General features: G+C 68.9%; 14 protein-coding genes and 2 tRNA genes. 10 read left to right on the top strand and 6 right to left on the bottom strand.

The window, feature by feature from the left end; genetic code table 11:
- The first annotated feature begins 14 nt into the window (after positions 1–14).
- The 4 genes from D3A59_RS19500 to D3A59_RS19485 all read left to right on the top strand — a co-directional run bounded on the left by D3A59_RS19500 (position 15) and on the right by D3A59_RS19485 (position 3014).
- Positions 15–356 carry an integration host factor subunit alpha gene (locus D3A59_RS19500; RefSeq protein WP_119157009.1) on the top strand — a complete coding sequence of 114 codons (342 nt, stop codon included), beginning with the start codon at positions 15–17 and terminating at the stop codon, positions 354–356.
- A gap of 33 nt (positions 357–389) precedes the next feature.
- Complete coding sequence (locus D3A59_RS19495) at positions 390–896, top strand: MerR family transcriptional regulator (protein WP_119156995.1); 507 nt, start codon at positions 390–392, stop codon at positions 894–896.
- 31 nt (positions 897–927) lie between these two features.
- Positions 928–1004 (top strand) — tRNA-Pro (locus D3A59_RS19490).
- A 273-nt stretch (positions 1005–1277) separates the two neighbouring features.
- The gene (locus tag D3A59_RS19485) at positions 1278–3014 is read left to right on the top strand and encodes a diguanylate cyclase (protein ID WP_205665231.1); all 1737 of its coding nucleotides are present in this window, start codon (positions 1278–1280) and stop codon (positions 3012–3014) included.
- Between the two features lie 286 nt (positions 3015–3300).
- Here D3A59_RS19485 and D3A59_RS19480 read toward each other — a convergent pair whose 3' ends face one another.
- Complete coding sequence (locus D3A59_RS19480; protein ID WP_119156994.1) at positions 3301–3585, bottom strand: hypothetical protein; 285 nt, start codon at positions 3583–3585, stop codon at positions 3301–3303.
- A 225-nt stretch (positions 3586–3810) separates the two neighbouring features.
- On the opposite strand from D3A59_RS19480, the gene D3A59_RS19475 reads away from it, so the two are divergent.
- Together D3A59_RS19475 and D3A59_RS25510 are read left to right on the top strand one after the other, a co-directional pair.
- Positions 3811–4158 carry a hypothetical protein gene (locus tag D3A59_RS19475; RefSeq protein ID WP_157991597.1) on the top strand — a complete coding sequence of 116 codons (348 nt, stop codon included), beginning with the start codon at positions 3811–3813 and terminating at the stop codon, positions 4156–4158.
- A 132-nt stretch (positions 4159–4290) separates the two neighbouring features.
- Positions 4291–4569 carry a hypothetical protein gene (locus D3A59_RS25510; RefSeq protein ID WP_157991596.1) on the top strand — a complete coding sequence of 93 codons (279 nt, stop codon included), beginning with the start codon at positions 4291–4293 and terminating at the stop codon, positions 4567–4569.
- A 211-nt stretch (positions 4570–4780) separates the two neighbouring features.
- On the opposite strand, the gene D3A59_RS19470 is transcribed toward D3A59_RS25510, so the two are convergent.
- Positions 4781–4857, bottom strand: a tRNA-Pro gene (locus D3A59_RS19470).
- Between the two features lie 182 nt (positions 4858–5039).
- Here D3A59_RS19470 and D3A59_RS19465 point away from each other — a divergent pair.
- Together D3A59_RS19465 and D3A59_RS19460 are read left to right on the top strand one after the other, a co-directional pair.
- Entirely contained in the window at positions 5040–6029 is a 990-nt protein-coding gene (locus tag D3A59_RS19465; protein WP_119156992.1) for a diacylglycerol/lipid kinase family protein, read from the top strand.
- Complete coding sequence (locus tag D3A59_RS19460) at positions 6026–6838, top strand: metallophosphoesterase family protein (RefSeq protein WP_119156991.1); 813 nt, start codon at positions 6026–6028, stop codon at positions 6836–6838. The genes D3A59_RS19465 and D3A59_RS19460 overlap by 4 nt, the downstream gene beginning before the upstream one ends.
- A 22-nt stretch (positions 6839–6860) precedes the next feature.
- Here the strand turns inward: D3A59_RS19460 and D3A59_RS19455 are convergent, their stop codons facing one another.
- On the bottom strand, positions 6861–7553 hold the full coding sequence (locus D3A59_RS19455) for a glutathione S-transferase N-terminal domain-containing protein (RefSeq protein ID WP_119156990.1): 693 nt from the start codon (positions 7551–7553) through the stop codon (positions 6861–6863).
- Positions 7554–7606: 53 nt separating this feature from the next.
- On the opposite strand from D3A59_RS19455, the gene D3A59_RS19450 reads away from it, so the two are divergent.
- A complete protein-coding gene (locus D3A59_RS19450; protein WP_119156989.1) occupies positions 7607–8365 on the top strand; it encodes a hypothetical protein in 759 nt (252 codons plus the stop codon).
- 167 nt (positions 8366–8532) lie between these two features.
- Complete coding sequence (locus D3A59_RS19445; RefSeq protein ID WP_119156988.1) at positions 8533–10452, top strand: hypothetical protein; 1920 nt, start codon at positions 8533–8535, stop codon at positions 10450–10452.
- A gap of 40 nt (positions 10453–10492) precedes the next feature.
- Here D3A59_RS19445 and D3A59_RS19440 read toward each other — a convergent pair whose 3' ends face one another.
- From D3A59_RS19440 to D3A59_RS19430, 3 genes are all read right to left on the bottom strand, one after another.
- Positions 10493–11698: a pyridoxal phosphate-dependent aminotransferase gene (locus D3A59_RS19440; RefSeq protein ID WP_119156987.1), complete on the bottom strand. Its 1206-nt coding sequence runs from the start codon at positions 11696–11698 to the stop codon at positions 10493–10495.
- Positions 11688–12632, bottom strand: a complete 945-nt coding sequence (locus tag D3A59_RS19435; protein WP_119156986.1) for a CysB family HTH-type transcriptional regulator — start codon at positions 12630–12632, stop codon at positions 11688–11690. The genes D3A59_RS19440 and D3A59_RS19435 overlap by 11 nt, the downstream gene beginning before the upstream one ends.
- A gap of 72 nt (positions 12633–12704) precedes the next feature.
- A complete protein-coding gene (locus D3A59_RS19430) occupies positions 12705–13076 on the bottom strand; it encodes a sirohydrochlorin chelatase (RefSeq protein ID WP_119156985.1) in 372 nt (123 codons plus the stop codon).
- Between the last annotated feature and the right edge of the window lie 7 nt (positions 13077–13083).

Below are 13083 nucleotides of genomic sequence, written 5' to 3'. Positions count from 1 at the left end.
AGCAGCACAAGACCATGGACCGAGGCATTCTTCCCACATTGGAGACGCCCACGCTGACCAAGGCCGAGCTTGCCGAACTGCTGTTCGAGCGGCTCGGGCTCAACAAGCGGGAGTCCAAGGAGATGGTCGACGCCTTGTTCGAGATCATCCACTCGAGCCTGGTCGCGGGCGAGGACGTCAAGCTGTCGGGCTTCGGCAACTTCCAGATCCGCCGCAAGGCGCCGCGTCCGGGTCGCAATCCGCGCACCGGGGAGACGATCCCGATCAAGGCCCGCAATGTCGTGACCTTCCATGCCAGTCACAAGCTCAAGGGGGTGGTGCAGGGCGACAGCGCGGTCGGGGACGACTTCGAGTAAAGTGGCCCTCCTGCCCCGAACTCCTTGATTTCAATGGAGAAATCGCTCCCCGCCATCCCCGTCAAGCGCTACTTCACGATCGGTGAGGTCAGCGAGTTGTGCGGCGTGAAGCCCTACGTGCTGCGCTACTGGGAGCAGGAGTTCACCCAGCTCAAGCCGATGAAGCGGCGGGGCAACCGCCGCTACTACCAGCATCACGAGGTCCTGCTGATCCGCCGCATCCGCGAGTTGCTGTACGAGCAGGGCTTCACGATCAGCGGTGCCCGCAATCGTCTGGCGGAAGCGGGCTCGGGTGCCAGGCAAGTCGCCCACCACCCGGAGATCGACGAGGGCGACGAGGCGGAGGCCGTTTCGATGGCTCCGCAAGCCGGGCGGCACGAAGCGGAAGGCCAGAGCTCGGCGCCGGGCATAGCGTTGGCGCCGGTCCCGGCCTCCGTCGTTTCGGTGCTCGAGCGCAGGCCGGTCCTGGCGAGTGACCCGAAGTCATTGCGCGAAATTCGCCAGGAACTGCTGTCGATCCGGATTCTGCTTGCGCCGTGAACGAATTTCGCTGTATACTTTCAGTCTCAGTCGGGGTGTAGCGCAGCCTGGTAGCGCACTTGCATGGGGTGCAAGGGGTCGCGAGTTCGAATCCCGCCACCCCGACCATAGATAGACCAGTGAAATCAACGGGCTGGAAGCCACAAGCTTCCAGCCCGTTTTTCCTTTGGTGGCTGCGCGGCAGGCCGGCACCGGAATTCCAGCGCAGCGGTTCTCGAGGGATCGCTGCCTTGTTGCCTTCATTGCCAGGGGCGCGAGCGCGGACACCAGTTGCGGGACTCCGGCAATCAGCCGGTTTTTCTCGCGATCTCGGCAGACCGGCTGCCCTAAGCTCCTGACACGAAAGAGTTCGTGTTCTCTAGGGGTCCTTGACCCGTCACCATGAAGTTCAATCCCTCGCGCCTGAAGATCGGCGGCCTTGTCGCGGTCGTCATCATGGCCCTTACCGCCATGGTGCTGCCGCTCAGCCTCACCTGGGTCAACGACGCTCGCCTGGACCATCAGCAGGTGGAGGAGCGGCTGGCTACCCTGCGCCGAGTGCATGAGTTGCTGCTCGAGGCGGAAACGGGGCAGCGCGGCTATGTGATCACGGGCAAGGATACTTTTCTGCAGCCCTACCACGCTGCGCTTGCAGTGATCCCCGTCGAGCTTCACACGCTCAGCCGCCGCTATGCGAGCGACGCCGAGCATGAGCAGCAGCTGGTGGCAGAACTGCTGCGCAATGCCGAGCAGCGGCTTGCCAGTCTGGCGCAGGGGGTGCAGCTGCGGCAGGGCGGAGGGTTTGCGGCAGCCGAGCCCTTCGTCACGTCTGCGCAGGGCAAGGGCCACATGGACGAGGTGAGGCGGATCGTCGCCGACCTGGAGGCCCTCGAGTCCCAGGAGCTCTCGGACCGGGACGACGAGATGGAGTCCAAGATCTGGCGGGCCACCGGGATCGCTCTGGCGAGCACCGTCCTGACTCTGGGTCTGCTGGGCTATCTCGCGATGAGCATGGTCCGGGCGGTTCGTGCGGGCGAACAGGCCGCCGCCGAGGCGAGCCGAACCAGCGAGCAGCTGCAGTCGGGCGTGGCTGTCCTGCAGCGTCGCAACGACGAGATATCGATGCTGGGCGAGATGTCTCGCGTGCTGCACACCGAGATGACCCTGGTCGAGGCGCTCGAGGTCACGAGCCTGTTCTGCGGCCGTCTTCTGCCCGGCACGTCGGGGGGAATCTACCTTTTCCGCAACTCGGCGGACCTGCTGGAACTGGCTGCAACTTGGGGGCCTTTGCCTCGGGGGGAAAAGACCATGGAGCCGGCGGCATGCTGGGGTCTGCGCCGGGGACAGCTGCATCGTCACGGCAGTGCTACTGACCTGAGATGCCGCCACTCCCGCGGAAACGACGTCGCGGCGCGCGGCTATGAGGTGTGCCTTCCGTTGATCGCCTACGGGGAGGTGCTGGGACTCCTGAACTTGCAGGGCCCTGTCGTGCCTGCCGCAGGGGAGGTTTCCGTCGACGAGGCGGCCGCGATGGCTCAGACGATCTCCGAGCAGATTGCGCTCGCCCTGTCGAACGCCAAGCTCCGCCAGGTCCTGCGCGACCAGTCGATCAAGGATCCGCTGACCGGCTTGTACAACCGCCGTTACATGGAGGAGACGCTGGCGCGTGAGCTGGTGCGGGCGCAGCGAAACGGCACGCCGCTCAGTGTCGTCGTGGCCGATCTCGACCATTTCAAGCGGATCAACGATGTCCACGGGCACCCCGCCGGCGATGCGGTGCTACGCAGCGCCGCCCGGCAAGTGGCGTCCCTGATCCGGGCCAGCGATGTCGCCTGCCGCTACGGCGGCGAGGAGTTCGTGCTGATCCTCGGCGATTGCAGCAAGGAGGCCGCGATCGAGAAGGCACAGCAGATTTGCGATGCCTTGCGCGCCTTGGCAGTCAAGGGGGAAGCTCGTGCGATCCCCGTGACGGCGTCCTTCGGTGTCGCTTGCGCGCCGGAGGATGGCGACGAACCAGGCGTGCTGATCGAAGCCGCGGATCGCGCGGTTTACCGGGCCAAGCGGGCGGGACGAGACCGGGTGGTCGCCGCAGGGGAGTTCGCAATGCAGGCTGCTCCTTCCTCGGCCGTCGAAGGGTAGCCGCCTGCGGCCCCCTCTTTCAGGGGCGGGACGCGCGAGAGGGTTGAAGTTGGCGCGAAGTGTGCATGTGGTGAGGACATGATCCTCTTGTTGTGCCTGCTGATTGCGCTGCTCGTCCTCGCTGTCGGACTGGCCCTCTGGGGCGTGAAGACCATGGACCGGGATCTGGACGGTTACTGAGGCGAAGGTGCCGGCCCCCGGAAAGAGGAACCCATCCTTGCAGTCCGCGCAGCAAGGGCAGCAGCAAATCTTCCACACCCGGACCCGGCGTAGGCCCTCATCCCGGTCATCCCGGGACGGGGGCGGCTGACGTGGCTTGCGGCGAGGGGGGCTTTTCCTGGGGACGAGGCAGGGAGCCGGGGCGATGCTGTCCCGTGCGCTGGATGAGTTCGTCGATCTTTCGCCGCAACTCCCGGTCCTGCACCACCGCGCCGGGCGCCTCCCAGTACTCGCTGGGCTTGCCGTCGTGCCGGTCGAAGCGCTCGAAGCGGCAGCCGTGCGGGCCCCAGATGCACCAGGAGTTGCCGAACGGCCAGGGGATGAGATCGACTCTCCAGTTGTTGTTGGACATGTTTCTGCTCGTGGGAATGTGTTGGTATTTGTGTTGCGCATTGTCTCCAAGTCGGGCCGTTTTTGCGCCCCTCGTCACCTCGGCATATGTCTGGAGGGGCCTCTCGGGATTTGTACGCAGTCCCGCTTGTGGAGCACCGCGAGGTGAGGGTGGGCGGCAAACGGCGGTAGGCTGAGGTACGGCCATTGCCGGGAAGGGGCGTCCGAACCAACCGGGGGCCACTCCATGTCTTCCACCCGAAACCTGATCCTCGCCGTTGCTGCGGCGACACTCTCGACCCTCTCCTTCGCACAGGCGCCTGCCGCAAGTGTTCCGCCGGATGTGGGCGTCTCGCCGCGCACTGCGAACGAGGCCATGAAGCAGGCCGTGCCGCGCGAAGACACGGCGACCGTGACGAGTACCGGCGAGTCCCCGCCGGTGAATCAGGGCAGCGAGAGCGACCGCGAGGCTGCGGGCAATGCCGCCGATCGCACCAGCGATGCGGCCCGTGCCGACACTTCGGTCACGACGAGCACCACGACCACCGTCGAGACCGATCAGCGCGCGCGCACTCCGAGGGCCGACCGCCATTGATGAGCCCGGTCAGCTCGTGTTGCCGCTCGGGTGCGGGCTGACGCGGGGCGCAAAAAAATCTGCCCGGGCCGGCGGGAAAGACGAAATCCGGCGGCACTCTCAAGTTTCGCGGAACCCGGTCGATGAGGAAGCATGAACAGCCGCATCTACCGTCGTACTGCCGGGCCGGTCTTTGATCCGGATGGCCCGTCGATGCAGCTCTTCGCCGCACTCATCGAGCGTGATCCCTGTGCGCCTCGGCACTTGACGACGGCCGCCTACATCGATGGCGCCTACTGTCTCGATGCGCCAGAGACGCTGCCGGCGGGCGGTTGCCGCGCCTGCACCTGGGGGCCGGCAGTGACGCCGGAGCAGATCACGATGCAAAGGAGCGGTGAGCGGGGACTGCCGGGCGGTCCCGAAAGCCCATGAGCTCAGCCTTCGCCGTGCCCTGTGGTGCTTCTCCGGGGAAGCCGATGAGCGAACCGGCATTGCCTGCGAGTTCCGCTTCCCGGGGCTGAGGCCTTTGCAGGGGGCAAGCCGGCCCTCGGTTCTCGGACCAACTCCGGATTGCTGGGCGGTGGCGCTCGAGGCTGCAAAGGAAAAAGGCCGACAAGCAAGTGCTTGTCGGCCTTCATGTTTTTGGTCGGGGTGAGACGATTCGAACGTCCGACCCACTGCTCCCAAAGCAGTTGCGCTACCAGGCTGCGCTACACCCCGAAGGCCGCGATTGTAGCCGCACCCGCCTGCTTGCGTCTCCATGCAGCGAAAGCGACTCTTTCCGCGCACGATGTGCCCATGCCGGTCTCGGGCCGTGGCGACCGCGCCGGCCCCGGGGAGGGTACCCTAGCGAGGGGCGAACGGCGGCCGGCTTTCGCGGTTCGCGACGCTTCCTTGAAACCATGTCCAGTGCTGCACCGCTCGACGACCGCAGCGCCTCGCATGTCGAGGCGGACGCGCCGCTTTTCGTCGTGCTCAACGCGGGCTCCGGCCAGCGCAGGGCCGGTGACGTGCGCGAGTCCCTGATGACGCTGTTCGCGCAGGCCGGGCGACGTGGCGAGGTCGAGGTGGCGAGCCGCTCCCGGCCCTTGCCTTCGCTGATCGAGCAGGCCGTGAGGCAGGCGCAGCGCAACGGCGGCATCGTCGTGGCCGCGGGGGGCGACGGCACGCTCAATGCGGTAGCCCGGGCGGTGCTGCCGACCGGCATGCCGATGGGCGTGCTGCCCACCGGCACCTTCAACTATTTCGGTCGCGCACTGGGCATTCCCGCCGACGTGGACGAGGCGGCGCGACTTCTGCTCGATGCGGTGCCGCGGCCGGTGCAGGTGGGCCAGGTCAACGGCCACATGTTCCTCGTCAACGCCAGTCTCGGCCTGCATCCGCAGCTGCTGGAGGAGCGCGAGGCCTTCACGCGGCGCTTCGGTCGCAACCGCGTGGTGGCCCTGTGCGCGGCACTGGTGACCTTGCTGCGGCGCCACCGCGACATGCATGTCGAGATCCATTGCGACGGCGAGCCCGCGCTGCTGCGCACGACCTCGCTGTTCGTCGGCAACAACCGTATCCAGCTCGAGCGCATCGGCATCGACGAGGCGGCACTGCTGTCTCTGGGGCGGCTCGTCGGCATCAGCCTGCGGCCGGTCGGACGGCTGGAGATGGCCGGCCTGCTGCTGCGCAGCGTGCTGGGTCGGCTCGGCGACGCGGCGCCGGTGGAAACCTTCGCGTTCCGCGAGCTGACGGTGCGCCCATGGTTGGTGAAGCGGCGGCGGCGCGGCGTGCGCGTGGCGCTCGACGGGGAGACATTGCGGCTCGAGCCGCCGCTGCGCTTCGAGGTCGTGCCGCGTCCCTTGTGGGTGATGGCGCCGCGCGAGCCGCTGTCGCAGGAGACTTCATGACGTGCGTGATGCACATCTCCGATCCCCATTTCGGCACCCAGCGAGAACCGGTGGTCGAGGCGGTGCTGCGCCTGGCGCGGCAGGTGGCGCCCGAGCTGGTGGTGCTGTCGGGCGACGTGACGCAACGGGCGCGGCGCTCCCAGTTCGCCGCTGCCGCGGCCTTCCTGCAGCGCCTGCCCGAGGGCACCGCGCATCTGGCCGTGCCGGGCAACCACGACATCCCGCTCTACAACCTGCCGGCGCGGCTTGCCTCGCCGTACGGAGGCTACAAGCGGGTCTTCGGTTCCGTGCTGGAGCCGCTGCACGAGTCGGCGGAGCTGCTCGTGATCGGGCTGAACACGACGCGACCCTACCGGCACAAGAACGGCGAGGTGTCGCCGCAGCAGATCGACCGCGTGGCGCGCCGTCTGCGGGCCGCCCGTGCCGAGCAGTTGCGCATCGTCGTCGCGCACCATCCGCTGCACGTGACGCGCGAGAAGGACATCGAGAACCTGCTGCGCGGCCACGAGGGCGCGGCGCGCGCCTGGGCCGCCGCGGGCGCCGATCTGGTGCTTGGCGGGCACATCCACCTGGCCTACGTCAAGCCGCTCTCGGACCATGTGAAGGGACTGTCGAGGCCGCTGTGGGCGGTGCAGGCAGGCACCGCCACCTCGCACCGCGTGCGCGGCACGGTGCCGAACTCGCTGAACCTGATCCGTCACGAGCCCGGGCGGGATCCCGGGCATTGCGTGGTGGAGCGCTGGGACTACGTGGCGGCGTCGGAGGCCTTCGAGCCGCTCGAGCACACCCGCATCCCGCTGCACCGCTGAGGTTCCGATGCGTGCCCCTGCCTCAGCGCTTCTCGTACTGCTGCGAGCCGAACAGCACGGCGCGCGCGCGCTCGTCGGTCAGCGGCTGGCGCGCCTGCGCCAGCACCTCGACGCCGCGCTGCACCGCAGGCCGCTGGCCGATGCGGTCAAACCATTCCTTGAGCCGCGGATGCTCGGCCCAGTCGATGCCCTGGTTCTGCCAGGAGCGCAGCCAGGGGTAGATCGCGATGTCGGCGATCGAGTAGTCCTCGCCGCCGATGTAGGGCGCGGTGGCGAGCCGGCGGTCCATCACGTTGTAGAGCCGCTTGGCCTCGTTGGTGTAGCGTTCGATCGCGTAGGGCAGCTTCTCCGGCGCGTAGATGCGGAAATGGTGGGCCTGCCCCAGCATCGGACCCACGCCCCCCATCTGGAACATCAGCCACTGCAGCACCTCGTAGCGGCGCCGCGGCGCCTGGGGCAGCAGCCTGCCCGTCTTCTCCGCGAGGTAGAGCAGGATCGCGCCGGACTCGAACAGCGAGATCGCTTGCCCGTCGGGGCCGTCCGGGTCGACGAGGGCCGGGATCTTGTTGTTCGGGCTGATGGCCAGGAAGTCGGGCCGGAACTGCTCGCCGCTGCCGATGTTCACCGGTATCGCGCGGTAAGACAGCTCACATTCTTCCAGCATGATGTGGACTTTGTGCCCATTTGGGGTGGGCCAGGAATACACTTCGATCATCCAAGTCTCCGGGTCGGGGGTTGTCGCGGGAATCCAACCGATCCCTTTCATCCATGCTGAACCGAATCAAGCGCTGGCTCACGGGCAGCGCTCCCTCCGAGGGATTGCAGTCGGTCAAGGCCTGGGCTCAGGGTCGTGGCTACCAGTACAGGGACGGCGACGAGTCCTGGGGCTTCAGCGTCGAGGGCCGGCGGGGCTCGCGGCCGTGGCGCATGGAGTACGGCCGCCCTCAGCGCAACTATATCGAGCATGCGGAACTTCGGCTGCGTCTCGACCTGGGGCTGCCGCCGACGCTGAACCTGATGCTGCTGTCGCGCCCGCTGCTGGAGCAGCTGGAGTCGACCGCGCTGGAGCGCTTCTCGCGCGGGCACAACGGCCGGCTCGAGCTGGCGGCCACCGAGGAGATGCGCTGGCTGGCGCTCTACCCCAAGGTGGCGTTGCACGCCGTCTCGGACCTGCGGCGCCACTTCGGAATGGTAGGCAGCTCCCCCGAAGCAGCGCACCACTGGCTGCACGGTGCCCTGGGTGAGCGTCTGGAGGCCCTGCAAGGCACGGCGCTGGCAGGCTTGCCGCTCGCGTTGATGGTGGTGCGCGGCTGCCTCCATCTGCGCATCGGGCTGCAGGAACCGGCCCTGCCGGCCCTGCAGGAGGCGCTCGCCCTGTTCCTCGTCGCGGCCGAGCAGGCCCAGGAAGTGCTGCTCGACTGGGCCGACGACAACGACGGCACCTGGCTGAGCACGACCTCGATCGCCTGGCAGGGCGGCGAACTCCACGTCGAACTGCCGCTCGACCTGCCCCCTCCCAAGAACTGACGCAGGGCTGCATTCCGCCGGTTTCCGGTTCCGAAGGGTCCGGGACGCTTCGGCGCCTGCTGCGCTCCTTCCGAATGTGGAGGAATGTGGATCGCAGGCTACAGTTGCAAATTTTTGTGTTCAGCCCGATGCTAGAGTCGCCGCCTGTAGCAGGTTGAGGCTCCGGCATGAAGAGAAAAACAAGCACCAAGGCGGCGATTGCAGCCGCCCTGCTCGGCACATCGACGGGAGGCTGGGCGATCGGGCTCGGGCCGGCCCGCCTGCACGCGGTGCTGGGGCAGTCGCTCGAGGTCACGGTACCGGTTCGTCTCGAGGACGGCGAGCAACTCGCTCCCGAGTGCGTGGAGGCGAAGGTGTTCTTCGGCGACCAGCGGCTTCCCGCGGGGCAGGTGCGGACACGGCTGGACGGCAGCGCAGCGGGCGAGCGCCTGTTGCGCATCTCCACGATCCCGGGGGTCGACGAACCGGTGGTCTCGATCGTGGTCACCACCGGATGCAGCGTGGCGGTGGCACGCGAGTTCGTCGCCTTCGCCGATCCGCCGTCGGGCGTGCAGCCCGTGCAGATGCCCGCAGTGGCTGCCGTGCCGGCAGCGGCCGCAGTCGCCGCTGCGCCCTCCGGCCGTGCCACGGCTTCCCGTGGCTCGGCCTCGGACGGGCGTGCGCAGCCCCCCAGCCTTCAGGAACAAGCACCCCCGTCGCGGCCTCGGACGAAAGCGCCTTCCGTCGAGTCGATGCCTGCACCTGCCGCGGGGCTGGCCGTGGTCGCGGCAGCGAGCACTGAACCGAAGGCCGCCGCGCCGCGCCTGCGGCTCGAGCCGGTCCTGCCGTTGCAGGCGACGCCCGCCCCGGTGGCGGACCGCGAGGGGGCCGCGAGCACCCCGGGCGGCGAGCCGGGCGAGCGGCCCGCCCCCGAGGCGGCACGCGTGCAGGCGCTGGAGCTCACGCTTGCGGATCTGCGCAGCGAACTGGCGCTGACACGCCAGAGCCTGCAGGCGCTGGAGTCGCGCGACCGCGAAGCGGCGCAGGTGCGCGAGGCCCACCCGCTGCTCTATGCGCTCGGCGGCTTCAGTCTCGCGCTCGCCGCGGCGGTGGGCTGGCTGCTGGTGGAGCGGCGGCGCGACCGTGCGATGGCGGCGGTGTGGAACGAGCCTCTTGAGCCGCGTTCGCGGGCGCCGATGGAGACCGCCGCGCAGCCTTCGTCCGCCTTGCCGGGCTCCGCGCGCACCGAGTCCGAACCCGTCTTCTGGATGGCGGGGACCGCGCCGGCGGTGGTGCCGCAGCTCGTCCCGTCCTCGCCATTCCCGACCGTCGAGCCCGGATCCGGCCCGGACTCGACGCCGGCCGCATCCGCTTCCGGCAAGAATGCAAGCACGCTCGAGGACCTGCTCGACCTGGACCAGCAGTCGGCGTTTCTCGTCGCACTCGGGCAGGAGGAGGCGGCGATCGAGTTGCTGCAGTCTCATGTCGGGCAGGACCCCGCCGGCAGCCTGCTGCCCTGGCTGGAACTGCTCGCGCTGCACCAGCGCCGCGGCAACCGCCCGGCGTTCGAGCGAGAGGCTTCCCGTTTCGCCGGGCGCTTCGCCTGCATCGCGCCCGCCTGGGAGGCCGACCTGGACCGGGGCGGCTCGCTGGAGGATGACCCGGCCCTGATCGAGCGCCTGGAGCGGCTGTGGCACAGCACCGAAGACACGGTGGCGTTGCTGGAGAGCCTGCTCCTGGGGGGCGATGCCCGGGGTGGTGCCATGCCGGATCTGCCCGCCTGCCGGGACCTGCTGCTGCTGTACGCGGTGGTGCGCTACAGGGGGGGCAGCGAGGCCGGGACGCCGGCTGCCAGGACTGCTGTCAACGAAGGTCTCCTGTACAGCGAGGCGACTCCGTCCCGGGCCCTCGCGATGCCGTCCCTGTCGCTCCTGCACGGGGATCCGTGGACCGAGCGGCTGGATTCTCGAGGGGCAAAGGCGGACCCGGTGGCGGAGGCGCAGGACGTCACGAAGGTCGCGGCGCATCTGGAACTGCCCGAACTCGAGTTCGAGCCGATGGAGTTCCAGGCACCCAACCCCGCCGAGATCGTCATCGACAACCGCTGAGCGCGGGTGCCGGCGGTCGCCACGGCCCGCGAGCCCGGCGTCACAGGCGGGCGAGCCGCTCCAACGCCGCGTGCAGCGTCTCGTCGCGCTTGGCGAAGCAGAAGCGCACGATGCCCTGCTCGCGTCCGCCCTCGTAGAAGGCCGACAGCGGGATTGCCGCCACGCCGATCTCGGCAGTGAGCCAGCGGCAGAAGTCGCTCTCCCCGAGCTCGCTGATCGCCGAGTAGTCGACGCACTGGAAATAGCTGCCCTCGCTCGGCAGCAGCCGGAAGCGGGTGCGCGCCAGCCCGTCGCGAAACAGGTCGCGCTTGCGCTGATAGAAGGCCGGCAGCTCGAGGTAGGGGCGCGGCTCGGCCATGTAGCGCGCCAGGCCGTGCTGCACCGGCGTGTTGACGGTGAAGACGTTGAACTGGTGGACCTTGCGGAACTCGGCCATCAGAGGCGCGGGCGCGGCGACGTAGCCGACCTTCCAGCCGGTGACGTGATAGGTCTTGCCGAAGCTCGAGACGATGAAGCTGCGCGCTGCCAGATGCGGGTGGCGTGCGACGCTCTCGTGCGCGCGGCCGTCGAACACCATGTGCTCGTAGACCTCGTCGGAGATCACCAGGATGTCGGTCGGGCGCAGCAGCTCGTCGAGCCGTTGCATGTCCTCGGCGCTCCAGACCGTCGCGCTCGGGTTGTGCGGCGTGTTGACGAGGATCGCCCGCGTGCGCGGCGTGATCGCGGCGGCGATGCGCTCGAAGTCGGGCCGGAAGCTGCCGGCCTCGCCATCGCGGCCGAGCGGCACGAACACCGCCTTGCCCCCGGCCAGCGCGATGTTCGGCTCGTAGCTGTCGTAGCAGGGCTCGAGCACGATCACCTCGTCGCCGGGGCGCACGACGGCGAGGATCGCGGTCAGGATCGCCTGCGTCGCGCCCGCGGTCACGGTGATCTCGCTGTTCGCGTCGTAGCGGTGCCCGTAGAGCGTCGCGATCTTCGCGGCGATCGCCTCGCGCAGCGCCGGGACCCCGGTCATCGGCGGGTACTGGTTGTGGCCGGCGCGCATCGCGTCGGTGACGCAGTCCACCAGTGCGGGATCGCAGGGGAAGTCCGGGAATCCCTGGCCGAGGTTGACCGCGCCGTGCTGCTGCGCGAGCGCCGACATCACGGTGAACACGGTGGTGCCGACCCGCGGCAGCTTGCTCTGCAGCGCCGGCGTGCGCGGCGACGAAGTCTGGACGTTCGTCCGTTCAGGTTCAGAGTTCATAGAGTTGTCCTTCCGCGCCCATCGCGCGTTCGATCAGCGAGCGCGTCAGCCGCTCCGAGGTCAGCTCGGCGAAGGCGTAGACGAAATTGCGCAGGTAGGCGCCGCGCTTGAAGGCCACGCGCGCCACGTTGGTGCCGAACAGGTGGCCGACCGGCCGCCACACGAGCTCGCTGCTGGGCGGGTCGTCGCGCACCGCCATCTCGGCCACCACGCCGATGCCGAGGCCGAGCCGCACGTAGGTCTTGATCACGTCGGCGTCGATCGCTTCCAGCACCACGGTGGGCTTGAGCTGCTTCAGCGCGAAGGCGTGGTCGATCTTCGTGCGGCCGGTGAAGGAGGGGTGGTAGGAGATCAGCGGCTCGGCCGCGAGCTGCTCGAGCGTCAGGTGCTCGACCCGGGCGAGCGGATGCTCGGCCGGCATCACCACCACGTGCTGCCACTCGTAGCAGGGCAGCGTGACCAGCTCCTCCCGGTGCGCCAGCGTCTCGGTCGCCATGCCGATCTCGGCCTGCTCCTCGATCAGCATCTGCGCCACCTGCTCGGGCGTGCCCTGGTGCAGGCTCACGTGCACCTTCGGGAAGCGCTTGCGCAGCTGCGCCACCGGCGCAGGCAGCACGTAGCGCGCCTGCGTGTGCGTCGCCGCGATCGACAGCGTGCCCGCGTCCTGCTTCGAGAACTCCTCGCCGATGCGCTTGAGGTTGCCGACCTCGCGCAGGATGATCTCGATCGACTTGAGCACCTGCCGTCCCGGCTCGGTGACGCGGCGCAGCCGCTTGCCGTGGCGCGCGAAGATGTCGACGCCGAGCTCCTCCTCGAGCTCGAGGATGGCCTTCGAGATGCCGGGCTGGGAGGTGTAGAGCGCCTTGGCGGTCTCGGTGAGATTCAGGTTGCGGCGCACCGCCTCCTGGACGAAGCGGAACTGGTGCAGGTTCATGGCGAGGAGGGTGGTGCAGGCGGGCTCGATTATCCCCGCGGGCGGCGCCGGCTGCCCGCGTCGCCCGCGGCCTCAGTCGCCGGCCAGCGAGAGCGCCATGCGCGCCATCGCCTCGATCACCGGTGCCAGCTCGCCGACCGCCGGCTGCAGCTGCCAGCGCACCTGCGGGTGGGCGCGGGACAGTTCTTCCAGCAGCGCAGGCAGGTCCTTGCGCACATGCCCCCCCGCACCGAGGAACAGCGGCACCACGCTCACCGTGTCGCAGCCGCGCCCGGCCAGCCGCGCGCCGGCGGTCGCGATGTCCGGCGTCATGAACTCGAGGAAGGCGAGCTCGACGGCGAGGTCGGGGGCGGCTTCGCGCACGCGGCGCGCCACCTCGTCGAAAGGCGTCGCCCAGTTGGGGTCGCGGGCACCGTGGGCGAAGAGAAGGAGGCCTCGGGTCATGGCAGGG

The sequence above is a fragment of the Caldimonas tepidiphila genome, from assembly GCF_003569765.1.
GTDB classification, from domain to species: domain Bacteria; phylum Pseudomonadota; class Gammaproteobacteria; order Burkholderiales; family Burkholderiaceae_C; genus Caldimonas; species Caldimonas tepidiphila.
The sequence above is the reverse complement of the archived record's forward strand: the minus strand, read 5'-3'. Positions and strand labels throughout refer to the sequence as shown.